The sequence below is a fragment of the Gracilimonas qinghaiensis genome, assembly GCF_046602855.1.
In the GTDB taxonomy this organism is placed as follows: Bacteria; Bacteroidota; Rhodothermia; order Balneolales; family Balneolaceae; genus Gracilimonas.
Genome location: NZ_JBKINJ010000001.1, coordinates 1,769,103 through 1,794,044, shown reverse-complemented (window position 1 = coordinate 1,794,044; position 24,942 = coordinate 1,769,103). Strand labels below are relative to the sequence as shown.

Annotated in this window: 18 protein-coding genes; 8 read left to right on the top strand and 10 right to left on the bottom strand. The window is 40.7% G+C overall.

The window, feature by feature from the left end:
* Positions 1 to 63: 63 nt before the first annotated feature.
* Positions 64 to 885: an aldo/keto reductase gene (locus ACKGJO_RS07965; protein WP_411322884.1), complete on the top strand. Its 822-nt coding sequence runs from the start codon at positions 64 to 66 to the stop codon at positions 883 to 885.
* Here ACKGJO_RS07965 and ACKGJO_RS07960 read toward each other — a convergent pair whose 3' ends face one another.
* From ACKGJO_RS07960 to ACKGJO_RS07950, 3 genes are all read right to left on the bottom strand, one after another.
* Positions 886 to 1,623 carry an acyl-[acyl-carrier-protein] thioesterase gene (locus ACKGJO_RS07960; protein WP_411322883.1) on the bottom strand — a complete coding sequence of 246 codons (738 nt, stop codon included), beginning with the start codon at positions 1,621 to 1,623 and terminating at the stop codon, positions 886 to 888.
* A gap of 93 nt (positions 1,624 to 1,716) precedes the next feature.
* Complete coding sequence (locus tag ACKGJO_RS07955) at positions 1,717 to 4,947, bottom strand: WD40/YVTN/BNR-like repeat-containing protein (protein ID WP_411322882.1); 3,231 nt, start codon at positions 4,945 to 4,947, stop codon at positions 1,717 to 1,719.
* A gap of 186 nt (positions 4,948 to 5,133) precedes the next feature.
* Positions 5,134 to 5,838: a metal-dependent hydrolase gene (locus ACKGJO_RS07950; protein ID WP_411322881.1), complete on the bottom strand. Its 705-nt coding sequence runs from the start codon at positions 5,836 to 5,838 to the stop codon at positions 5,134 to 5,136.
* Positions 5,839 to 6,593: 755 nt separating this feature from the next.
* Here ACKGJO_RS07950 and ACKGJO_RS07945 point away from each other — a divergent pair.
* Both ACKGJO_RS07945 and ACKGJO_RS07940 read left to right on the top strand, forming a co-directional pair.
* Complete coding sequence (locus tag ACKGJO_RS07945) at positions 6,594 to 8,162, top strand: sensor histidine kinase (protein WP_411322880.1); 1,569 nt, start codon at positions 6,594 to 6,596, stop codon at positions 8,160 to 8,162.
* 1 nt (position 8,163) lies between these two features.
* Positions 8,164 to 8,424: a hypothetical protein gene (locus ACKGJO_RS07940; RefSeq protein WP_411322879.1), complete on the top strand. Its 261-nt coding sequence runs from the start codon at positions 8,164 to 8,166 to the stop codon at positions 8,422 to 8,424.
* Here ACKGJO_RS07940 and mtnA read toward each other — a convergent pair.
* From mtnA to ACKGJO_RS07920, 4 genes are all read right to left on the bottom strand, one after another.
* Positions 8,405 to 9,448 (bottom strand): S-methyl-5-thioribose-1-phosphate isomerase, encoded by a 1,044-nt coding sequence (mtnA, locus tag ACKGJO_RS07935; protein WP_411322878.1) that lies wholly within the window; start codon positions 9,446 to 9,448, stop codon positions 8,405 to 8,407. The two genes, ACKGJO_RS07940 and mtnA, sit on opposite strands and share 20 nt — an antisense overlap.
* Positions 9,449 to 9,532: 84 nt before the next feature.
* Positions 9,533 to 11,227, bottom strand: a complete 1,695-nt coding sequence (ggt, locus tag ACKGJO_RS07930) for a gamma-glutamyltransferase (RefSeq protein ID WP_411322877.1) — start codon at positions 11,225 to 11,227, stop codon at positions 9,533 to 9,535.
* Between the two features lie 87 nt (positions 11,228 to 11,314).
* Positions 11,315 to 12,226, bottom strand: a complete 912-nt coding sequence (gene xerD / locus ACKGJO_RS07925; protein WP_411322876.1) for a site-specific tyrosine recombinase XerD — start codon at positions 12,224 to 12,226, stop codon at positions 11,315 to 11,317.
* A gap of 2 nt (positions 12,227 to 12,228) precedes the next feature.
* On the bottom strand, positions 12,229 to 14,616 hold the full coding sequence (locus ACKGJO_RS07920; RefSeq protein ID WP_411322875.1) for an HD family phosphohydrolase: 2,388 nt from the start codon (positions 14,614 to 14,616) through the stop codon (positions 12,229 to 12,231).
* 225 nt (positions 14,617 to 14,841) lie between these two features.
* On the opposite strand from ACKGJO_RS07920, the gene rsmA reads away from it, so the two are divergent.
* The 5 genes from rsmA to ACKGJO_RS07895 all read left to right on the top strand — a co-directional run bounded on the left by rsmA (position 14,842) and on the right by ACKGJO_RS07895 (position 19,897).
* Positions 14,842 to 15,615, top strand: coding sequence for a 16S rRNA (adenine(1518)-N(6)/adenine(1519)-N(6))-dimethyltransferase RsmA (gene rsmA / locus ACKGJO_RS07915; protein ID WP_411322874.1), 774 nt, complete (start codon positions 14,842 to 14,844; stop codon positions 15,613 to 15,615).
* A 165-nt stretch (positions 15,616 to 15,780) separates the two neighbouring features.
* Positions 15,781 to 16,068: a co-chaperone GroES gene (gene groES / locus ACKGJO_RS07910; protein WP_411322873.1), complete on the top strand. Its 288-nt coding sequence runs from the start codon at positions 15,781 to 15,783 to the stop codon at positions 16,066 to 16,068.
* Positions 16,069 to 16,118: 50 nt separating this feature from the next.
* Positions 16,119 to 17,789, top strand: coding sequence for a chaperonin GroEL (groL, locus tag ACKGJO_RS07905; protein WP_411322872.1), 1,671 nt, complete (start codon positions 16,119 to 16,121; stop codon positions 17,787 to 17,789).
* 256 nt (positions 17,790 to 18,045) lie between these two features.
* Entirely contained in the window at positions 18,046 to 19,176 is a 1,131-nt protein-coding gene (locus ACKGJO_RS07900; RefSeq protein ID WP_411322871.1) for an NHL repeat-containing protein, read from the top strand.
* 295 nt (positions 19,177 to 19,471) lie between these two features.
* On the top strand, positions 19,472 to 19,897 hold the full coding sequence (locus ACKGJO_RS07895; protein WP_411322870.1) for a hypothetical protein: 426 nt from the start codon (positions 19,472 to 19,474) through the stop codon (positions 19,895 to 19,897).
* A gap of 108 nt (positions 19,898 to 20,005) precedes the next feature.
* Here the strand turns inward: ACKGJO_RS07895 and ACKGJO_RS07890 are convergent, their stop codons facing one another.
* From ACKGJO_RS07890 to ACKGJO_RS07880, 3 genes are all read right to left on the bottom strand, one after another.
* A complete protein-coding gene (locus ACKGJO_RS07890; protein ID WP_411322869.1) occupies positions 20,006 to 20,428 on the bottom strand; it encodes a DNA-binding protein in 423 nt (140 codons plus the stop codon).
* Positions 20,429 to 20,793: 365 nt separating this feature from the next.
* Positions 20,794 to 21,147 carry a hypothetical protein gene (locus ACKGJO_RS07885; protein ID WP_411322868.1) on the bottom strand — a complete coding sequence of 118 codons (354 nt, stop codon included), beginning with the start codon at positions 21,145 to 21,147 and terminating at the stop codon, positions 20,794 to 20,796.
* 17 nt (positions 21,148 to 21,164) lie between these two features.
* Positions 21,165 to 24,821, bottom strand: coding sequence for a multifunctional oxoglutarate decarboxylase/oxoglutarate dehydrogenase thiamine pyrophosphate-binding subunit/dihydrolipoyllysine-residue succinyltransferase subunit (locus tag ACKGJO_RS07880; protein WP_411322867.1), 3,657 nt, complete (start codon positions 24,819 to 24,821; stop codon positions 21,165 to 21,167).
* Between the last annotated feature and the right edge of the window lie 121 nt (positions 24,822 to 24,942).

The window sequence follows — 24,942 nt, the reverse complement described above, 5'->3', positions numbered from 1 at the left end:
TAACAGTTACTTTAATAACTACAACAAATAATAAACAATAGAGGTTACTACTCAATATTTATCATGCATTTTAAAACAATTCAGGGTGTGGAAGTACCGGAGATCGGATTAGGAACACATCGATTAATTGGCAGAGAGGGTGAGAACACAATTAAATTGGCTCTCAATCTAGGCTATAGGCATATTGATACCGCACAAAGCTATAAAAATGAAAGAGAAGTTGGCGAGGCGATAAAGAGGTCACATGTTGACCGGGAAGAGATCTTTCTTACTACAAAGATCTGGCATACACATCTTGATAAAAAAGATGTATTGAAGGTAGCAGAAAACTCACTGAGAGAATTAGATACTCCCTATGTTGATTTACTGTTGGTTCACTGGCCAAATCCAGAAGTTGATATTGAAAAAACAATGGAAGCTTTTCTTTCTCTTAGAGATCAGGGTAAAGCCTTAAATATTGGTGTAGCCAACTTTCCGTTGTCAAAACTTAAAGAGCTTAATGAAGAATTGGCAGCGCCTGTTTTTTGTAATCAGGTCGAATATCATCCTTTCTTAGACCAATTAGATCTTCTCGATTATGCAGCAGAGAAGGACTTATTGTTCACAGCCTATTCACCACTGGCACAAGGTAAGGTTATGGATGATCCGCTGTTAAAAAAATTAGGTGAAAAATACGGGAAATCACAGGCTCAGATAGCACTGAGATGGCTGATTGAGCAGGAGCAGGTGGTTGCCATTCCAAAAGCATCAACCGAAGAGCATCTTAAGGAGAACATCGATATCTACGACTTTGTACTCGAAGATGATGATTTCTATGCAATTGACGATCTTGATAAATCAACTCGATTGGTCGATCCGGATTTTGCACCGAAATGGGAAAACTGATCATACTTTGCTTTTGCATCTAGCTAAAACCAGGACCTCATCGTCCTGGTTCTTTAATTGGTGGAGGTAAGTATCATTATCTTTTTCTAAATAATCTGAGGTGATCTCATCACCGGACACACTTTCTCTTAAAAATTGTATATCAATAGCCTTCACGGATAATGGGTTACTATTTGAGTAATGTTCCATGACCCATTCTACATAGCGGGCATTGTTTACATGATCATTCATATCAAGATCTGAATTGCGAACTTCAAAATATCTAGGATGATTAGATTCGTTAAAGGGTCTCAAGCGGTTATTATTAGGTTCTAAAACATGATCAATGTCCGTCAATCGCATATTTAGGACTTCTTTTGGCATACGTGAGGGGCGTCTGGTTTTTATGTTGATCATCATCCAATAACTTAAACAGACCCCAATTGTATTTCCGCCATTATCCAATATTTTGTAATCACGATAAGCTCTCAAAGCATCACCGGCAGCCGGCCAAGTTTCAATTAGGATCTTCTCTCTCCATTCTGGAAATCGATAGATTTCAATATCCATTCGATGTAATACCCATGTCAGATCTTGTTCTTGCAACTGTGTGATATCAAAATTGAGTTTCAGGGCGTGATTTCCTGCTACTTCCTGAAACAGCGAGCACAAAGCAGAAAAGGTAGCTTTACCGTGAGTGTCAACTTCATTGGCTCGAATTTTAAAAGATTCTGTGTATTTGGTAATATTTTCATTCATAAATTCGCAGTGAAAAGAGATTTACCGACAAAAAAATAAAAAGGAGAAGCTCAATAGCTTCTCCTTTTAAATTCTCAAATTAAGAATTTAGGATTATTCTTTTATTGGCGGAGCACCAATTGTTTCAAGTGCTCGTTCAATTTGTTGCATTTCAGAATTAATGAATGCATTCAGATCTCGTTTGATAACCTGAAGTTCAGCTTTTCCGGCTTCAACAGCTTTTTCGTGGTTAGCTGTAGGACCATAAGTCGTATTCAGTGCTCTGAAGCCGACGTACATTCGGCTGCTTGGAGTAGGAGGCCCGCTTTCGCCGACTTTATCTTTAGCTTCACTGCCACTCATTTCTTTATCGAGTTCAAGAAGTCTCATTTTGGCATCATGAATGTGTTCCAGCAACGCTGAATCCTCTTCTTTAGCTCTGTTATAGGCAGTCTTCATGGCATTTACTCTGTCTATTTGCTCAACTAGAAGATCTGAAGTAGCAGTCAGATCTTTTTGGAAAGCGATTAGGTTATCCATAAATGCCTGTCGGCGAGAATCGGCTTTTCTTTCAAGGGCTCCTTCCTGAAGTGGAACTACATTGAAAGAAATTGGTTCAGATAGTTTTGTTACCTCACCGTTATCCACTACTGACATTTCAGCGGTGTAATTTCCCGGTACAACAGGGAAGGAGTCGCTAAACCAACCTCCGCCACCGGAAGAAGGATCTACCCAGTTTTTAGACGTATGACGTAATTCCCAATTCACCCGATGGATTCCTTTACTTGCGGATCCGTTTACTCGATTTATGATCTCACCACTTTCATCTTTAATGGTAATTTGCACGTAAGGATCTTCAGAGGCAATCTCTTCATCCAGTGCATCCCATCCCGGGAATGCCACATCTTCATCTTCGTCTAATTCTCGTTCTCGCTGGCGACGTTCAGCTTCTTTAGATAAATAGCTTTCTTTGAGATAGTAGGTGAAAACGGCACCAAAAGGTGGATTTTCAGCAACGTACTCATTATCACCCTGAGAATCGACTACATTGACCGGTGAATACCAAAATGCATCTTGTGTTGGAAACAGTTTGGCATCCTGATTGAGTGTCTTCTCATTAATGTGGCGTAGTGGTGTATAGTCATCGAGAATGAAAAATCCACGGCCAAAGGAAGCAGCTACTACATCTTCATGTTCTCTTTGGATTGTGACATCCCGGAAGGAGATGGTAGGCGCTCCGCCGTTGAGTTCAACCCATTCATTTCCACCATCAACCGTAAAGAATAGCCCGAATTCGGTAGCAGCAAACATAAGGTCAGGATCAACATGATCTTGTACCATTCTCCAAACCAAGTGGCGATCTGGAAGGTCTCCGGAAATAAGTTCCCAGGAATTACCTTTATCTGTACTCTTAATGATATAGGGGCTGAAATCACCGTACTTGTGATTATCCATGGTTACATACACAATGTTAGGATCATGAAGGTCGGCCATGATATCATTCACAAATGGCAGTGATGGAAGGCCTTCTATATCGTCAAGCTCAATACGTCGCCAGTTCTCGCCACCATCTTCAGTTACATGCAGCAGACCGTCATCGGTACCGGCATAAATCACACCTTCTTCGTGTGGCGATTCTTCCAGCGAAGTAATGGTATTATACTCCGACATGGCACTGATATCCCAAGGATTATCCCAGCTTTGCTGTTTACCCATGATATCAAGTTCCATGCGCTCCTGACTGCGTGTTAGATCACCAGAGACGGTAGTCCAGCTATCACCACGATCATCAGATCTCCAAACGCGATACGAGGCAAAATATAAGCGAGTAGGTTCATGAGGACTGACTTCGATAGGAGCATCCCAGTTGAATCTTTCATGCCCCTCACCTTCACCGGGCTGAGGCTGAATGAATATAGGTTCACCGGTTTTGCGATCAATTCTGTGAAGAGCACCGCGCTGAAATTCACCATAAAGGATATCAGGATTACCGGGTTCTGTGGCAGAATCATGGCCATCCGCTCCAAGGGTTTTAAAGAAATCTCTGTTTCTGATTCCATCATTTGTAGTTTGAGATGGTCCGCCATTGGAACCGTTATCCTGAGTTCCACCATACACATGATAAAAAGGCTTGGCGTTATCTACAGAAAGCTTATAATACTGCATGATGGGCATGTTATCGATAAAGCGCCAGGTTTCCATGAAGTCATTGCTTTCATACAATCCGCCATCAGATCCAAACATTATGTAGTTTGGATCACTTTCTTTAAAAGCAATAGCGTGGTCATCAACGTGTTTATTATTGTTATTGATCCTGTTGAAATTTTTACCATGATCATTGGATACAAGGCTATAATTACTTACCAAGAAAATTTGGCCAAAGTTATGAGGAGAAGCATAAAGTTCCTGATAATAATGTGGTCCCGTTCCACCTGATACTGCATCAGACATTTTCCGCCAGGATTCACCTCTGTCATCAGACATAAATACACCACCGGTTCTTCGATCCAACTCAATGGCTGCATACACGATATCCGGATCTTGTGGGGAAATAGCTAGGCCAATTTTACCCATGTTGGAAGATGGAAGTCCTCGTTGTAACTCCGTCCATGTTTCCCCGCCATCAGTACTTTTGTGAATTCCTGTGTCGGGTCCGCCACCCATATAGGCTGCTACTGTTCTGTGTCGTTGCCAGGTTGCGGCATAAAGGATATTTGGATTTCTTGGATCAATAACGATGTCAGTAACCCCGGTCCATTCATTTTCACTAAGAACATTATTCCATGTTTCCCCACCGTTCGTCGTTTTATATAATCCTCGGTCTCCACCGCTGCTCCATAACGGACCTTCGGCTGCAACCCAAACAATGTCGGAATTTTCCGGATGAACTAATATGGTTGAGATGTGCTGGGAATTGTCAAGCCCCATATGTTTCCAGCTTCCGCCGCCATCGGTACTTTTGTAAATACCATCTCCAAAACCTACATGTCGGCCACCGACATCTTCACCGGTTCCAACCCAAACGATGTTGGGATTACTTGGATCTATGGTTACGTTTCCAATTGAGTAAGAGTCCTGGTTATCAAAAACAGGATCCCAGGTAATACCGGCATTGGTTGTTTTCCAAACGTTACCGGATCCAACAGCCACATACCATGTGTTTTCATCCTCAGGATGAATATCTATATCTGCAATACGTCCGCCATTAAAAGCCGGTCCGATATTCCGGAGTTTTAATTCGTTGTAATTTGTCTCTGATACTGATGATTGACTTTGTGCTATTTCCGGAAACCCGATAAACAAGACCATCAAAATCAGCAGTGGTAAATGTTTTAGCTTCATCATGGAGAGAATTTGTTGTGATTATTTGTGATGCACAATAGAAATATTGAATTTAATTTCTTCTATATACTACAAAAAATAATTGAGCACTGAAATGCTTATAGAAATAGGCTTTTATGTTTAAATCATTAAAAAAGCCATAAATTATATTTCAAATTTATGGCTTGGGTAATCTAAAAAGGGATTATATCAACTTAAAAAGTTTTCTCCTTTTTCAGGGATCAAGACTTCTGTATCTGTTAAGTCTTCAAGGATCTTCTTGAATTCATTTGGATCACTTTCGATAGGTGGCCATGTTCCGTAATGTATTGGTACTGCGATTTCACATCCGATCAATTCAACGGCGTAAGCAGCTTCTTCAGGACCCATCGTGAAGTGATCACCTGTAGGAGCCAATACAACATGTGGTCGATATAATTCACCGTACAGTTCAAGGTCTGCGAATATGTTGGTATCACCCATGTGGTAAACACAAATATCGTCTTCAAACGATATCACAAGTCCGCCAGGGTCACCTGCATATTTCCCTTTAAATGATGAACTGTGATTAGCGGAAACCAATGTTACCGAAAAATCATCAAAGTGAACGGTTCCGCCTTTATTGAAACCTACAGCCTGTTCCTCAGGGAGACCCTCATCTTTCAAAATTTCAACAAGTTCAAGAATACCTACCACCTTAGCTCCGGTATTCTTTGCTATGTCAATGGTGTCGCCTACGTGATCTTCATGCCCGTGGGTAAGCAAAATGTAATCCGCTTTTTCTACTTTTTTAAGCTCCTCAGGGGTAGAAGGATTGTCTTTCAAAAATGGATCGATATAAATGATCTTACCGCTTTGGCTTTCCAGCTTAAAAGCTGAGTGACCAAGCCAATGAGCTTTAATTTGCGTATTCATAAACTCCTTAATTTTAATTTGGTTGTTGACTTCATTCATATAATTAAATGAAAATCACGTTAAAATGATTCGTAAAATTGGAAATAAAAATTGAAGTATGAAATGTAACTGCTACAGGATTTAAACAGATATAAAAAGACGATTCAAAATGAGCGGTTTTGATACCATCAAAGGTATTTTCAGCAACAGTACAGGTGATCCTGAAAATCGGAGTGTAAGAGATTGTCTGATACAACCAACCTTAAAGATCTTGATAAGGCATCAAATAGTAAATTCAATCGATGTATAAACAAAGTACTCGTTTGGCAAGCAGTTGTTTTTCTTTTCAAAGCCTACAGTACTTTCCGAAAAGAAAAAATTACAAGATATCGATATCTATATACTGGGTATTATAACCCAAAGAGTAATTTTAGATAAACTTTTAGAATTTAATAGAGTAAAGCAAGAATCACCTCAAGTGATTCTTATTTGAATGGGCAGAGAGTGTAGCGGCCGTTATATGGTGATGTAGAACAAACGATATAATGAAATATTCTAAGAAATGTTAAATAACTGAAACCTTGTAAAAATAAATTCATGTAGCACATCAATAAATATGTGTTTGACCTTTGATAATTGTATATTTTTCTTTTCTTAAAGTAAAAGCATTTTAAATGCTTATGTATGATGTAGTTAACGCTTATTAATTTGGAGTGCTAATGGAGGTCAATGATCAAAAAGGCGTAACCGCTAGACACGCATATCAACCACTTACCATGGATTATATTCTCGGTGAGCAGGGGATAACCAGTTTAAAAATTCTAGGGTTATTGGGATTATGGATCGTTTTGATCACTGTCAGTATCTCTTCAGTGTTTGTAGTTGAAAATTATTTTGGCTTTTCAGATATCCTTAACCAGGATAAGATCGGACAGGTTTTTTTGATACAGATTCCAATGCTAATCGGTATGTTGCTAATGTTTTGGGTTGGATTTGAATGGGGTTTTATTCCTGTTTTTGTATCTACCTTTGTACTTGCTTTTACTGCTTCTATGACCTGGTACTGGTCCCTGCTTTACTCTTTTTCATTCACTCTTGGCCTTTCTATTTTTGCTCTTTCATACTATTGTGTATCGTTTGATCTTAGCCTAAGAGATCTGAAAAGTTTTACTTTTTACATCGTGGTATCCTTGTTTGCTGCTCTCGCATGTTCGTTAGGCGCTTTTGTCTGGAGCCGCTTTTATAATCTTCCGCTTTTTGAGACTCTTATTATCTGGAAAAGCTGGTGGGTGAGTCTTTTCCTTCAATCCGTTATCATTGGCGCACCCATTCTCTATCTATTCACACCGGCTGTTTACAGGTTCAGGCAAAAGATATTCAATGTGCCTGAAAAGACTGATGTATCCCTGACGTGGATCTATTCTACAATTACGACGATCGTTTTAGTGCTTGCAATGTTTATCATTTCAGCAAAGTTACTTGGATCCCAATCAATCGAAAATGAGATAGCAAACTCAGGAATTCCTATTAGTTCTGATGTCTATTCCAGTGTAATAAGTGTGAATGAGTCTTTCGAGATCGTTACTTGGATTTCCCTGCTATTGGTATTTTTTACCGGAATGGGCAGTATCTATTTAGTGGGCAGCTGGAATAAAAACCTGGAGTCGGAAGTTGATGCTCAGACACAAGAAATCCGCAAGAATGAAATTAAACTGAATGCTGCATTGAATCAGAGGGATGAATTGTTAAATGAAATTCACAGCAGAGTCAGAACAAATCTGACTATGGTTTTGGCGGTATTAGAGCTTCAGCTTAAGAGTGATACTTATAAAACTAACGAACAGATTCTTAAAGATTCTCATTCTCTAATAAGATCCCTGACTATTGTTCACGAATCTATGTCTCAAACAAAAAGTGCGAGTCAGGTTGACCTTAAGAACTATGCGATCAAATTAAGCAATAGAATTGATCAATCTCTCAGAAAAGACAAAAAGGATATTCAGTTTACCGTAAATGCACAAGAGGGTATCATGCTTGAGATGGACCGTGCGATACCATTCTCCTTGATTACAAATGAATTAGTAATGAATGCCTGCAATCACGGTTTTAAGTCGGGTGAGAAAGGGAGTGTGGTAATTGAGATAACCGGTGATAAGGAGGATATTACTCTCAAAGTAACCAATAATGGTACTGGTTTGCCCTCTGACTTTGAAAAGAAAGCATCAAGTGGAATTGGAATGCGTATAATCCGCGCGTTCAGTAAACAATTGAATGCGGAATTGGATTACTTCTCAACCAACATAACCACTTTTATTTTAAAAATTCCGATTGAGATAAATAAGTAAGATGAAAAGCTTTTTGATCTGGCTTTTAGCTACATTCATCGGCGCAGCGTTAGGATTTGGGATTAGCTGGCTAACCGGGATAAATCTTTATCTTAGTCTTGGGATTGGAATCATATTGGGAAGTTCTGCCGGGGTGACCGCTAACATGGATCGGGTTAGAGAAATTGGATATGGACTGAAAATCGATACCCCCATCCCAGATCCATTAAAAACTGAAGAAAAGGTAAAGAGCTCCGTTAAAACTAATCAAAAAGCGAACTGATATTTTTCTTGAAATCAGGTTTAATGATCCCATTCTCCGTAATAAAGCCGGTAATATACTTATGCGGGGTTACATCGAAAGCCGGATTGTAGGCATCGGTTTTTTTGGGAGTAATAGGAGTGGTGCCAAATTGTGTTATCTCTTCAGCATCGCGTTCTTCGATCTTAATTTTTACACCCGATTCTATGTTAAGATCAAAGGATGAAAGAGGCAGAGCAACATAAAATGGAATATCATTTTCATTGGCTAAAACAGCAAGGGAATAAGTACCAATTTTATTTGCTGTATCCCCGTTTGCAGCAACCCTATCCGCACCTACTATAACCATATCAACCTGTCCGGTATTCATCAATGCCCCTGCTGCTGAGTCAGTTATCAACTTGAAGGGAATCTCGGTTTTTTGAAGCTCCCATGCAGTAAGTCTTGCTCCTTGCAAGAGAGGACGGGTTTCATCAACCCAAACGTTAATCTCTTTATTGTCGTCATGGGCATGTAGTATAACAGAAAAAGCTGTTCCATAAGCACCGGTAGCCAGTGCCCCGGTATTACAGTGGGTTAAAATTTTGGCTCCATTTTTCACCAATTTGGACCCAATTTCACCAATTTTCTTACAGGTTCGTTTGTCTTCTGCGTGAATAGTTTTAGCCGTGTCAAGAATGATCTCTTTGATCTTGTCCAGATCTTTATCTTTGTTTGCAAAGATCGTTTGTTTGATCCGTTTCATGGCCCAGCTAAGATTGACAGCAGTGGGACGAGAGGATTCCAGATATTCGATCCAGCGATCTATCTCTACACTGAAACTGGTGAAATTTCTGGATTCAAGATCTTTGACCCCCAGGTATATACCATATGCGGCTGCGATACCAATGGCGGGTGCTCCACGGATCTTAAGTTTTTTTATGGCTTCCCAAACTTGACCAATGGTATTTACATCTGAATAGATCTCACGTAAAGGAAGTTGTGTTTGATCCAGAATTACAAGGTGATCATCTTGCCAGGAAATAGCTTCGTAAGTTGGTTTCATAGATCGTGAATTTTATTTAAACAATTGATAATAAAGCCATCTTGAGCTCACATAACAAGTGTAAATTCAAATCGATATAGCAGATCAGTGGCCAGCTGCATATCCGTCCCCACGAGGGTCAACCCCACTTGAAAGGGATCCGTCGGTTTCAATATAAATATTGTGTGCGCGACCAATTCCAGGCATTGGAAATATAAAATGCCCTTTTTCTTCAAGTAGTTTTTGAGTATCGGGGCTCAGTCCAAAGTCATCTATGAAGATCGTATCAGGTAACCATTGATGGTGAAATCGCGGAAATGTTGTAGCCTGTTGTGCGCGCATATCAAACAGAGCACGATTCAGAAAACTTTGGAGGGTGGCAGTGATGATTCTTGGACCACCGGCTGCTCCTATTACCATATCCACTTTTCCATTTTTGGTAACGATAGCGGGAGACATACTGCTAAGCATTCGTTTTCCGGGCTCAATGGCGTTGGCTTCAGCTCCTATCAATCCATAAGTGTTAGGTTCACCGGGCTGAGCGGAAAAGTCATCCATTTCATTGTTTAGTAAAAATCCTGCACCACTAACCGATACGTGACTTCCAAAAGAACCATTCAGTGTAGTAGTTACGGCAACGGCATTGCCTTCATTGTCAACAATTGAAAAGTGTGTAGTTTCATCAGATTCGGGGTGCCCGGCAATTTCTCCATGTGAAAGGGAAGAGGATGCTGTAGCTTTATCAGGTGAGAAACTCGCCATTCTTTCAGTATTGTATTCCTGGCTTAGTAACCGTTGAAGGGGAATATCCACAAAGTCAGGATCACCCAAATAGAATGAACGGTCTGCAAAAGCCCGGCGCATAGCTTCACTTAACAAATGAACATACTCAGCAGAATTATGCCCCATTTCCTTAATAGGATAATCTTGGATCATTTTTAGGATCTGAGCTATCGCAATGCTTCCACTGCTTGGGGGTGGCATGATATGGAGTTTGTAATCTCTGAAGTCAACCTCAACAAGATCTCTCCATTTGCTTTCGTAATTATAAAGATCTTTGTAACTGATAAGTCCTTTGTATCGCTCCATTTCGTTGATAATAGCATCAGCAACTGGCCCGGCATAGAAGCCTTCACGGCCAAAACGTGCAATTCTCTCGAGAGTGCCTGCAAGGTCTTTCTGCACAAAAAGGTCTCCCTCACTAAATAAAGTAGTATCACCGGTCGTAAAATACCGGGCTGAGGCCTGATATTTTCTAAAGGTGTCGCGGTGATCATTGAGTGATTCAGCGTGAGAATAAGAAAGCACATAGCCTTCTCGTGCCAACTTAATGGCAGGTTGAATAACCATATCGAGTGGCATTTTACCATATCGCTCTAGGGCTTTAATCATACCATCTACTGTGCCCGGAACACCAACCGCTAAAATGCCTTCCCAGCTGAGCTCAGATTTAAATTCACCGTTTCTCAAATACATATCCCGTGTTGCTTTTGTTGGAGCCTTTTCCCTGAAATCCAATGCAGCAGTTTCTCCATTTGCAAGGTGAATAACCATAAATCCACCACCTCCGATATTACCAGCTCTTGGCAGCGTTACGGCAAGTGCAAATTGAACAGCTACGGCTGCATCAACAGCGTTTCCCCCTTGTTTCAATATCTCATTACCGATCTCAGAGGCATACTTATCGGCGGAAACGACCATGCCATTTTCGAATGTCTTAGATTCAAAGACCTGAGCGGGAAGTGATGAGGTAAATATAAACAGGGTTACAAAAAGGGATAAACAGCGGCTGATGTTCATAGGTAGATGATTTTTTATTCGTGGCTAAAATAGCAGATGTTTAGACCTTTTGCAGAACGAAAGTAGAAAGCTTTTATTTAGTCAGGGTTAAGCCCGGGGGTGAAATTCTTTGTGAACCTGATGTAAAAAAGATCGGTCAATGTGCGTGTAGATCTCAGTTGTCAGGATGGATGAATGTCCAAGCATTTCCTGAACGGCCCTAAGGTCAGCGCCACCTTCAAGTAAATGAGTGGCAAAGGAGTGCCGAAAAATATGGGGATAAACATTCTTTTCAATTTTGGCTTTTTTAGCGGCTTTCTGAACGATGTTCCAAATGCTCATTCGGGAGAGGGCACTTCCCCTTACACTTAAAAAGACCTTATTTTTGGCTTTATGAGCTTTTTCAGGATTGAAGAACTGAGGACGAACATGTTCGGTATAAAGTGAAATGGCATCCTGAGCAATTTCACCAACCGGCACTAATCGTTCTTTATTGCCTTTACCGATCACCCTGATGAAGCCGATCTCAAAAATTAGCCGGTCTTGTTCGAGACCAGTAAGTTCACTGACCCGCATTCCGGTTCCATAAAGTGTTTCCAGAATGGCCTTGTCGCGAATACCGGCAGGAGTGGAAAGATCAGGTGTTTCAAGGATGGCTTCGATTTCATCACGATCCAGTATCTCGGGTAGTTTTGAAGCTTTTTTTGGCAATTCCACCAATTCAGCAGGATTAGCCTTGGTAATACCTTCAACAACCGCAAATTCGTGGAAGCTTCTTATGCTTGAAATATTCCGGGCTAAAGAACTTGCGGATAGTAATTCCTCATCCACCAAAAAATTGAGAAAGTCCTCAATATGGCTAAGTGTTACGCCAGATAGATCCTGCATCTTTTTTTCACTGGCAAGGAATATGAAATATCTTTCAAGATCATTTTTGTAGGAAACCACGGAATTCTCGCTCAAACCCTTCTCAAGTTTAATGAACTGCAAGTACAGATCAAGTTCCTGTTTAAACGCCAAAACTACTCTTCTTTGGGTTCGTTCTGCTGAACCGGTTCAGTTGATGTATCCAGTGAAGCTTTGCTCTTGATGTCATCTTGTTGTTTATCGCTATCTTCAGGATACTCAACTCTGCTGTGGTAAACTCCTACCAATATATTCAGAAAGGTTTCCTTGATAACCTGCAAGTGCCTGAAAGTTAACGGACAGTGGCTCAACTGACCTTCAGAAACCCGGTCATCGACCATTCGGTTTACAAGATTCTCCAGTTTGCTGTAAGTTGGGTTTTTCATGGCTCGGGAGGCGGCTTCAATACCGTCAGCCAGGAGAAGGATTCCCGTTTCTTTGGTCGAAGGCAATGGGCCTTCATACCGGAACTGATCTTCCTGAAGCATACTCTTCATGTTTTCATCTTCCTTTGCTTTTTCATAGAAATACCGAATAACAGAGGTGCCGTGATGGGTTTTAATAAAGTCAATGATATTGCCGGGCAGATCGTGTTCCTCAGCCATCTTGACACCTTCACTAACGTGAGCCTTGATCACCATGGCACTCATTTGAGGCTTTAGTTTATCATGGTCGTTCGTGCCTTTGGTCTGATTTTCAATAAAATAATCAGGCTTGATCATTTTACCGATATCGTGATACAGGGACCCAACACGACAAAGCAGTGAATTTGCCCCAATTGCTGAGGCTGCAGATTCAGACAGATTGGCAACCTGAAGACTATGATGGAAGGTGCCCGGCGCTTTATTCATAAGGTCTTTCAGAAGAGGCTGATTTGTGTCGCCTAACTCAATTAGTGTAAAGTCTGTGGTTATACCAAAGATCTTTTCAAAGATAAGAATAACGGGATAGGTGAATAATATGAAAACAGCACTGATGGCGATATACATCAGGTCTGACAGAAACATATCCCAGCCACTTAGTGCAGCTACATTAAATGAACCGACCACGATAACATAGGTTATGAAAACAATACCCGGTGTAGTAAAGAAAAACTGTGAACGGTCTTTGATATCGCGCACGGAAAATACGCCAAGGCTACAAGCGGTAAATGTGGCTACAATGTATTCAAAGCTGTTGCCGTGTATAAGGCCAAGCAAACTCGCCAGCATAATAGAAGAAACCAATCCTACTCTGGAATCAAAAATAATAGTAAGAACAATAGGAGCGATGGCCACCGGTATTATGTATGGATCGGCAATGTCAAGATAGTTTATTAAACCGGCTGCAAATGAAACGAGCCCGAGGGTGAGAAAAACAAGAAAGAATAAGCTATTGTCTGATGTGATTTTTCTTCTATACAAATAGATGTACATGAAGAATACCAGTGTCACTGCAATAATGATGACGAGCTGACCGGCAAAGCGGACCCATTTTTCAATATTGGTGGCATTTTCTGACCGGGCTTCAGCAAGGCTTCTTAAAATATTGGCACGTTCTGAGTTTACAAGATCACCACGACGAATGATCACCTGCCCCTGAGTAACAGCCCCTTTGGTCTCAGAGATCTCAGATAGTGCCTCTTGAAGTCGGGCCTCTGTATCTTCCTCACTAAATTTTAGGTTCGGTCTGATTACCTTATTATAGATCTCCATTGCAAGGCGTGCCTGATCTTCGGTAAACATTCGGTTTAGCCTGAATTGTACAAATTCATTTGCCTCCCTCAGATCTCTGATGCGTGCAAGATCAATTGATTGTTCTGTACTTTCACGCGGGTTTCTGATCGTTATCTTATCAGTGTTAAGAGTGTTTTTATTTCGGTCAATAATACCTTGATCGATTAATTGATCGATCAGCAATTCAAGCTGTTGCTTTACAGAAATACCGACAAACTGAGATGGTACAAGATTATTTGCCTGCACATTATGGTAACTTTCCAATAAGATCTGCCAGGAATTTCCAGTCAGACCTAGATCAGCCTCTTCAAGGAGTTCTGCAAAAATTGTACTGTCCACATCTGCTGTTGCAGGGGTTGTTTCTTTTGAGATCTGCCAGCTATGATAAGCATCCAATACAGGCTGCATTTGACGGTAAATAGAATCAAGTTGGGTTTGTATTGAAATTGGTGTGCTAGAATCGAGTCGAAAAATTGGTGCTGTATTTTCTCTGATCTCTGCACGTTCCTCTTCAAGTTCAGCAGCCGTTTTCTGAATGGAAAAAGTGAATGGGGCAGTCAGATCTGCATTACGCCAGGGTTGATTTACTGTGTAGTTTAACCCGGAGTTTACCGGGTTTTTGGGCAGAGAGAATGCAGTTATAGCGATAAAAAACAGAATAATAAGAGCCCTTAAATAGGGATTTCTCTTTAGGGAGTACTTTTCCTGTTCTTTCTTCTTTTTTTCACCTATAAGAGGAGCCATTTCTTTTCTCTTCTGACCCAATCCAAGTTTTTCAAGTAAGCTCATTAAACGGCTTGTTTTAAAATTCAATCAAAGGTTAATAACCAAACCCTAATTTACAAATCTTTTTGCAGTAAACAGTTATCAGTGTTCAGTTAAAAGAACCGTGATCATAAATAAATAGTGTTTGATAGTTGAAAGAAATACCACCATGTTTGCTAACTGCTAACTGCTAACTGCTAACTGCTAACTGCTAACTGCTAACTGCTAACTGCTAACAATTCAAAAAGTATGTCATTCAAGACAAAGAAAAGTTTAGGCCAACACTTCCTCACTGACAATAATGTCATATTTAAAATTCTGAAATCCGTTGATGCGGAAGAGGGAGACAGGGTCATTGAGATCGGTCCCGGTACTGGAGCACTCACTAAATGGATAGCAAAAAGTATATCTGATCTTCACGTGATCGAGTTGGATAAAAGAGCGGTCGAGGTTTTAAAGAATGAGATCGAAAACATTACCATCCATCAAAAGGATGTGCTTAAGGTGGATTGGAATGAGATCGTTGATCCCAATAAGAGAAACGTAATAATTGGTAACCTGCCATATTATATAACCTCACCAATATTATTCGATCTGCTTGAAAACAGGAAACAATTTACAGAAGCTGTTTTAATGATGCAGAAGGAGGTTGCTGAACGCTTAGTAGCAGATCCGTCATCAAAAGAGTATGGGATTATGAGTGTTCAAACTCAGTTGTTTTGCACTCCGGAGATTCTGTTTGATGTTGCTCCGGGTTCTTTTTCTCCACCGCCTAAGGTCAATAGCTCGGTCATCAAATTAAGATTTGACAAACCGGATCTTCCTTTTACCGACAGTACTTTAAAAGCTGTGGTTAGGACTGCTTTTAATCAGCGCAGAAAAAAACTTAGTAATTCACTGAAGCCGATTTTAGGTGATGAACTACCGGATGGTTTCAACTATGACGATAGGGCAGATCATTGGTCTCCGGAAACCTATGCAAAGTTGTCAGAGCATTTGGAACAGACTGACAGGCTTTCCTGACTCTCTTCGCTCAAAAGAGAGAAAGAAGTCATTTCTACTTTATTAGGCATTTATTCAGAACATTATTTTGGTTTGGTACGGAAGTTGCAATACCTATTGCGAAACAAATAAGGGCATAGCCCAAAAAAATTAAACCAAAAATCAAAACTAACAGGAGTCATAAAAATGGCTAAGATTCAACCTTTAGGCGACCGTGTGTTGGTCCAGGCAGAACCTGCTGAAGAAAAAACCAGCTCCGGAATTATCATTCCAGATACGGCTAAAGAAAAACCGCAACAAGGTACTGTGATAGCGGTTGGTGCCGGTAAAGTAGAAAATGGCAATAAAATTGAGATGAGCGTAAATAAAGGAGATAAAGTTCTCTACGGAAAATATGCAGGTACTGAAGTTACTCTTGACGGAGAAGAATACCTGATCATGCGCGAATCTGATATCATGGGTATTGTTTCGTAAACCCACCTTTTCAAGAAATTAAATCACAAACTTTAAAATTATAGATAATTATGTCTGCTAAGTTAGTTCATTATGACGTTGAAGCACGCGACGCCCTAAAGAAAGGTGTCGATAAGTTGGCCAATGCGGTTAAAGTAACCCTGGGCCCTCGTGGACGCAATGTTGTTATAGAAAAATCATTCGGCTCACCTACAGTAACCAAAGACGGTGTGACCGTAGCAAAAGAAATTGAATTATCTGATAAAGTCCAGAATATGGGCGCTCAGATGGTAAAGGAAGTTGCTTCCAGAACCAGCGATAATGCCGGTGACGGAACAACAACTGCTACCGTTTTGGCTCAAGCTATTCTAAGTGAAGGCCTCAAGAATGTTACAGCCGGTGCCAATCCAATGGATCTGAAGTCCGGTATCGAGAAAGCAGTAAATGTTATTATTGATGAACTGAAATCAATGAGCCGTGATATTGATGATCGCAAAGAGATCGCACAGATCGGTACGATTTCAGCAAATAATGACGAAACCATTGGTAACCTGATCGCTGATGCGATGGAAAAAGTAGGTAAAGATGGTGTAATTACTGTTGAAGAAGCCAAGGGAACTGAAACTTACCTCGAGACAGTAGAAGGTATGCAGTTTGATCGTGGTTACCTCTCTCCATATTTCGTGACCGATTCTGAGAAGATGATCACCGAAATGGAAGATCCTTACATTCTGATCTTTGACAAGAAGATCTCGAACATGAAGGACCTTCTGCCAATTCTAGAGAAAGTAGTTCAAAGTGGAAACCCACTGCTGATCATTGCTGAAGACATTGAAGGCGAAGCATTAGCCACATTGGTTGTTAACAAACTACGTGGTTCACTTAAGATTGCTGCTGTTAAAGCACCCGGTTTTGGTGACAGAAGAAAAGCAATGCTTGAAGATATAGGCATTCTGACTGGCGGGACTGTGATCTCTGAAGAGCGCGGTTACAAGCTCGAGAATGCTACACTCGATTTCCTAGGACGTGCATCACGCGTAACTATCGACAAAGACAACACTACTGTTGTTGATGGTAACGGCGAAGATAAAGATATTCAGGCACGGGTAAATCAGATCAAATCTCAGATAGAGAATACAACTTCTGATTATGATCGTGAAAAACTTCAGGAACGTCTCGCTAAATTAAGCGGCGGCGTTGCAGTTCTGTATATTGGTGCTGCTTCTGAAATTGAAATGAAAGAGAAGAAAGCCCGTGTTGAAGATGCATTGCACGCAACCCGAGCTGCCGTAGAAGAAGGAATTGTACCCGGCGGTGGCGTTGCCCTGCTTCGTACCATTAAATCTCTTGATAAGATAAAGGGTGATAATGATGACGAAAATGTTGGTGTACAAATCATCCGCAGAGCATTAGAAGCTCCTCTTCGTACTATTGCAAACAATGCCGGTGCCGAAGGTGCTATCGTTGTTCAGAAAGTACTGGAAGGTAAAGATGCTTACGGTTACAACGCACGTACCGAAGTGTATGAAGACCTGATCAAAGCCGGTGTGATCGATCCTACTAAAGTTACAAGAACAGCCTTGCAAAACGCTGCTTCTGTATCCGGATTGATGCTTACCACTGAAGCTGTTATCTCTGAGAAGCCTTCTAAAGGTGACGATGATGACAATGGCGGAGGCGGCATGCCAGGTGGCATGGGCGGAGGAATGCCAGGAATGGGAGGTATGGGCGGAATGATGTAATTCATCCCTCATAAATCTCTGATAAGATTTAAACCCCGCACAATAAGTTGTGTGGGGTTTTTTTATGGCTTTAGATTTTTGTGCTCATAGTCCATTGCTGATTAACTCATTGAAATATTTTTTATGTGATGGTGCTGAATCTATTGGAGTTGCCGGTTATATTCGGATTCATTAGTATGGGAAAAGACATTTATAAGTTATTCTCAAGTCAAGCAATCTGTAAAATGGTATCTATCTTGATAGATAGGTTTACTTTATGCGATATAAAAAACTAAGTATCTGTTCATACATATTCATCAGTTCATTTGTCGCGATTGAAAGTTATGGGCAAGTAGAGGTTATAAATAATCCAGAGAAAGAACGCTTGCAAGATCAGCTAGAATCTCCTCTATCTTTTGAATTAGTACAGATATTTGGTTCTGATTTTCCTGATGACAGTGCGGTGTTGTCAGGGGTAAATAGTATAAATGGAGTGAAAACGGATTCTTCCGGTAACTTGTATATATTGGACTATGGGGCAAAGATGTTAGTGAAACTTAGTCCTAATGGGGAGGTTCTTTGGAAGATGGACAAGCGGGGCAGGGGACCTGGGGATATAGAAACTCCATTAGGGATCGCGGTTAATGATGAAATGATTGTAATTGCTAATATCTATGGTACCAGGTTGGATGTAATAAGTACTGAAGGGGATTATTTAGAAAGCATTTCTACAGAAGAAATACATGGTTATGGAATGGTGTTAAAAGGCTTTTTGGATAACAGATATCTTGTTATGGTAGATGGGATAAGAGGGAAGGCTGGTTACAGAATAGTTGTATTAGATGCCCTGAAATCATTTAAGTTGGTTTCAGATTTTCATAGTGAAGTAGATAATGATATTTCCATTCCTGAGGATGAAACACTTGTTTCATCTGCGACTATAACTGGAGATAAAATAGTGGTAGGAGGAGTTTGGTCCTATAGCTACTTATATTTTGATATGTTTGGAAACCTGGAAAAAAAAATTAATCGTGAATTTTCCAGATACATGAAGCCAGGTATTTATGAATCCGGTTCAGGGAATCATATAACATTTTATGGCGAAGCTCAGGGGCTTTATTCTGTTGGTGGAACGTATTTATTAGGATACATAAATTGGTCTACCACAATTGATGATACTGATAAGCTAGCAAAACAGCATTATAACAGAAATTTTCAAAAATTGGGGTTGAATACTGTTCTCGACTTATTTTCTGAAAATGGAGAGTTACTGTATACATTAGAAAACGAAAGTATCATTCCGGAGATTGGCATGTTAATGCATTCTGATCAAGAAGGTTATCTCTACACAGCAGTTAACAGACCTTATACTATGATTAAAAAGTATAAAATTCATTTTGTTGAATAGTGACAAATACCCTTATTTCAACGCTATGCGTAGGAGCGAATGTTACGACGCTAAGCGTCATAACAAGAATTTAAAACCCTGTACATTAAGTTATGCAGGGTTTTTTGTTTTGACGAGACAGGTGTGAGACTGTTCTGATAGGGATAACATCATTGTAAAAGAAAACTATGAGCCGAGGCCTGCGCTCCTATGGAGCCGATCTGGTTCATACGCTTTATGATGAAATATTAGCGTTTAAACTGCACTTGAATTTCACTATAATCCACAGACCCTCAAACAATTTCACTTTATCTCTATGAGACCTTTAACAAGAAATATAATCGCTCTCATTACCGGGCTTGTTGTTGGTGGATTTGTGAACATGGGCATTATCTTGATATCTGGTTCAGTAATACCTCCACCTGAGGGAGCAGATATAACAACCATGGAAGGATTGCAAGAGTCAATGCATCTGTTTCAGCCCAAACATTTCTTGATGCCTTTTTTAGCACATGCAATGGGTACGTTAGTTGGTGGCTTTCTGACTGCTCTGATCGCTGCAAAAAATTATTTTAAATGGGGGTTGATTGTCGGAATATTCTTTCTTTTGGGAGGTATTGCTAACGTTGTTGCACTGCCGTCGCCAATCTGGTTCAATGTTCTGGATCTATTGGTCGCCTACATGCCTATGGCATATATAGGTATTAAACTAACGGAATACATCAGAAGTAAACAATCATGAGGTTATCAGGAAAATTCGATGTCGAGCTCATTTAAAGTTTAAGCAGAGATAATTTTTAACCCTGGAATGAAGGGCATTGAATAAAATATTCAACGGTAAAACTTTATATTATTTTAGGTTGATCTGATCAGGACTTTCAACTTCAATTTGTGGAGTTCCTTCATGAGATTTTATGCTCCCGAGCACACAAACTTCATTCCCGGAATAGATATTTTCAGGAGGCTGGTTCCATTTCGATCGGTTTATACCCCAAATGACAGCAGTGAAATCCTGATTGGGGTCCGGAAGACCAAAATTAATGAAAGTAGGCTGACCTTCAATATTTGAAATGAATCGCGCATTGGCCACATCACCACAAACTTCTGCAGCTTTGCCAATATGATCCTTTGCTTCGTTTGCACTGATCCTCATCTCAGGTTCAGGAATGCCGGTTTCAGGTTGGTATACTCTTGAAAATACCAATCCTATAACTATGATCAGGATCATGATAGGTAATATAAATTTAAAATATTTACGGAAGGAGGAGATCATTCAGTTTAAGGTCATTATTTCAAATACTTTTTATTTAATCCAACTTCATTTTTATCCTTGGGTTGTTCCTTTTTGACCTGAGTGGTTTGGTGGCCACCTATTTAACAGTAGCGATACGATCTGATTCTTGTTTCAGGCTTATCTTATCTTCTTTTGGGTCTAAATGATTTCTGACCATCTGAAAAATAAAATCTTCAACAGCTTTGATATCGTTTTTCTGATGAAGTAAACATAGTCTGCCTAAAGCTTTTGTCTTACCATCATGAGTATTGATCAGGTGATTATTAAATTCACCTTGTAATGCGCATATGAAAAACCATAGACCAAAGTGGTCATGCTTTAGTTATGCACCGCTATTAAAATTATTAGGATTGTTTAGACAGTCGCTGAGCATTTATCAAAATCGCTTCGGGATACGTGGAACCCCAACCTCTGACTGTTTCATTGCCGGTAATGACGATATCAGTTCTGATATTTACTGTATTAGTGTTGTCAGGAAATAGGTAAGAATGATCAGACTTGTCACCTGGTATGCCATAAATAGTATCACCGGATTCAAGCAGAAGACCGGTACCGTCAACTGCAGGACTGCCTCCCCAGCTTAAGATTCCTGTATGATCTTCAAGGACCTCTAAATCATCACTTCCTGAATTGGAGCAGCTCCCTATAAAACCAAGTACTAAGAATACTAAAATTAAGGCCGGTTTTGAGGCTGACATAGCTTGGATGTTAATGGTTACACTTTCATAGCTTCTTCAACCAGTCTGTTTTGCTCCGCTTCGTGAATTTTTTTCTGCCCGGCAGCCGGTGAAGCCGAAGCCTGGCGACCCACGTAACGTAGTTTTTGACCATTTTGAAGCTGATCCATAAATCGGGGAGCTACAAACGTCCATGCCCCCATATTTTTAGGTTCTTCCTGACACCAGACTATATCCTTAATGGAAGTGAAATCCTTGAGTTGTTCTTCGATCTCTTCATCTGCAAAAGGATAGAACTGCTCAAGACGAGCAATGGCTACGTCATTGATCTCGTTTTCTTGCCTGTACTTCAGAAGATCGTAGTAAACCTTACCTGAACAGATGACCAATCGTTTTAGATCTTTTGGATCACTGAAGTCTTTGTCAATTATGAAAGGTTGAAATTTTCCTTCAGCCAACTCATCGCGGCTAGAGGTTGCCATTGGGTGCCGTAACAGACTTTTTGGTGTCATCAAGATAGCTGGCCGTTTTACATCAGAAAGGGCCTGACGACGCAACATGTGATAGTACTGAGCCGGAGTAGTAACATTCAATACTTGCATGTTATCTTCTGCACAAAGTTGAAGGTATCTTTCAAGCCTGGCAGATGAGTGCTCAGGTCCCTGACCTTCATAACCGTGCGGCAGATTCATGACTAAGTTCGAACGCTGTCCCCACTTGGCCTCGCTTGAACTTATAAACTGATCGATGATAACTTGTGCTCCATTGGCAAAGTCACCGAACTGAGCCTCCCAGATAACCAACGCATCCAACTTTTCGGCGCTGTATCCAAACTCAAAACCGAGTGCTGCAAATTCACTGAGTAAACTATTATATACATGGAATTTTGCTTGGTCTTCGGAAAGATTATTAAGAGGTATGAACTTTTGATTGGTTTCTGTACCGTGAAGTACGGAATGTCGGTGAGAAAAAGTACCTCTTTCTACATCTTGGCCTGTGAGTCGTATGGATGTTCCGGTTTTGAGGAGTGATCCGAAAGCAAGAAGCTCTGCAAAGCCCCAGTCGATCTTTTTCTCATTATTATTAACGATTTCAGCACGTTTAGCAAGCTGCTTAAGCAGTTTTGGGTTCGCATCAAAATCTTTTGGAACGGTATTCAATTTGACTGCAATTTCCTTGAGGTCCTCTGCAGAATGGGTGGTATCAGGGTAGTCTTTCCATTCATCTTGAGGTGTCTCTGTCCGATCGATAAGATTATCAGTAACCTCAATATTTGGAGCCTGTTTCGCATCTTCAAATGCTTCCTGCAACAGCTGATCAAATTCATCAAATATCTGTTGTGTTTCTTCTTTTGTGAGCTCACCATTTTTGACCAAATGCTCAGTATATACATCACGAACAGGGGAATGGTCATTGATCTCTTTGTACATGCCCGGCTGGGTAAAGGCAGGTTCATCACCTTCGTTATGACCGTGTTTGCGGTAACCGATGAGGTCAATAACTACATCTTTCCCGAATTTCTGACGATAATCCAGAGCCATTTGAATAGAATGGACCGCTGCTTCAGGGGTATCTCCGTTTACGTGGAAGATAGGAGCAAGTATAGTCTTGGCAATATCGGATGCGTATTCAGTGGAACGTCCATCTTTAGGAAGGGTTGTAAATCCTATCTGATTATTAATAATAATATGAACGGTTCCGCCTGTACTATAACCTTCAAGCTGAGACATATTCAGCGTTTCAGTAACAACACCTTGTCCTGCAAAAGCTGCATCACCATGCATTAGTACGGGTACCACTCTTTTACGTGGCTCATCTTTTTCGTGATGGTCCTGCATAGCACGTACGGCACCTTCAACAACCGGATTAACGGCCTCAAGGTGAGATGGATTAGGCATCAACTGGAGTTCAATTTCAGAACCATTCGCTGTTTTATGAATACCTTTGGCACCCAGGTGATATTTAACATCACCGGATCCCTGAATAGAATCAGGGTCGATATTTCCTTCAAATTCAGCAAATACCTTGTGGTAAGGCTTATTCATGATATTTACCAGCATGTTCAAACGGCCACGGTGCGCCATTCCCATAAAGAATTTCTCGATTCCGTGTTCACCGGCTTTTTCAAGCATAAAGTGGATCATCGGAATAAAAGTGTCAGCTCCCTCCAATGAAAAACGTTTGTGACCAATGTATTTCTTATGCAGGAACTCCTCAAAGGCCATAGCCTGATTGAGTTTATGCAAGATCTCTCGCTTATCATCCTTGGAAAGCTGTGCATTGTTACCGGTAGATTCCATTGCTTCGCGCAGCCACTTACGCTCCTCAAGATCCAGGAGGTGCATGTATTCTACACCAATATTACCACAATAGGTATCACGAAGCAGATTCAGAATCTCACGTAAGGTAGCGCGTTCTTTGCCACCTAAACCCCCACAATAAAATTCGCGGTCAAGATCCCATAAAGACAATCCGTAGTATTCTAGATCGAGTTCCGGATTCTTGCCGGGTTCTTTTCCGAGTGGGTCGAGATCTGCAAGCACATGGCCTCGCATACGGTACATATTGATGAGTCTGTACACGCCAACCACACGTTGATCATGTTCAAGTGTATTTTGACTATTTGAAAACGGTCCGCTGTAATTATCTTGTCCGTAAGGAAGCGGCTCATAGGGTATGTCAAGATCAGCAAAGATCTGATCATAAAAATCTTCCTGCCCGCTTAACAGATCGTCAATTTTCTTAAGGAACATACCTGACTCAGCACCCTGAATAATGCGGTGGTCGTAGGTAGAGGTCACTGTCATCACTTTGCTGACACCCAGCTGATTCAAGATCTCTTTAGACATAGCCCTGTATTCAGCAGGGTAATCAATGGCACCGGTGGCAATAATAGCACCCTGAGTTTTCATAAGCCGCGGCACAGAAGATACAGTTCCGATAGTCCCCGGATTGGTAATGCTGATGGTGGTTCGCTGAAAATCTTCGATCTGAAGGTCACCGTTTCGGGCTTTCTCGATGAGTTTAGCATATGCATGCAAAAACTCCTTAAAATTCATCTTGTCGACGCCCTTGATGTTTGGTACAACAAGGTTTCTTGAGCCGTCTTTACTTTTGAGGTCAACAGCCACACCCAGGTTTACAGAATCCGGTATTACTCGATAGTGATTGTCATCCTTATATAGATAGGAGCTATTAAGATTAGGAAAGTCTTTGAGGGCCCGAATAATTGCCCATGCAATAAAGTGAGTGAAGGATGCTTTTGGCTCGTTACGTTGTAAGAGATGTCGGTTGATAATTGCACGGTCTTCAACCATCATTTTCACAGGAAGTACCCGAAGAGAGGTGGCGGTAGGTACCTCGATCGATTCGTTCATATTCTCGACGATCTTTGTGGCCACTCCTTTGATCTTCTCAAGTTCAGCATTTTTTGGAGCTTCAGGCTCTTCTTTTGCCGCTTTCTGCTTCGTTTGTTTTTTAGAACTATCTTTCTTTTTCTGGGTTGGCTCAGTGGGAACTTGAGTTTCAGTTGGCTGAAGCTCTTCAGATTCAGCTTGATCAACCGGTTTACCTTCCAGCTCATCAAAATAACGTTTCCAGTGCGCAGGAACCGAGGATGGATCCTGTTGGTATTGGTCGTATAGTTCTTCTACTAGGGCGGAATTAGGGCCGAAGACGGCTTCAAGTGATTTCAATGGTTTGATTAACCTCGTGCGGTATTTTTACAGCGATTTAAAGTACTAATGTAAATTCCTGGAATATGATTCATTCTTATCCGATAACCGGTATTAGAATTTAACCCTAAAATTAAGGATT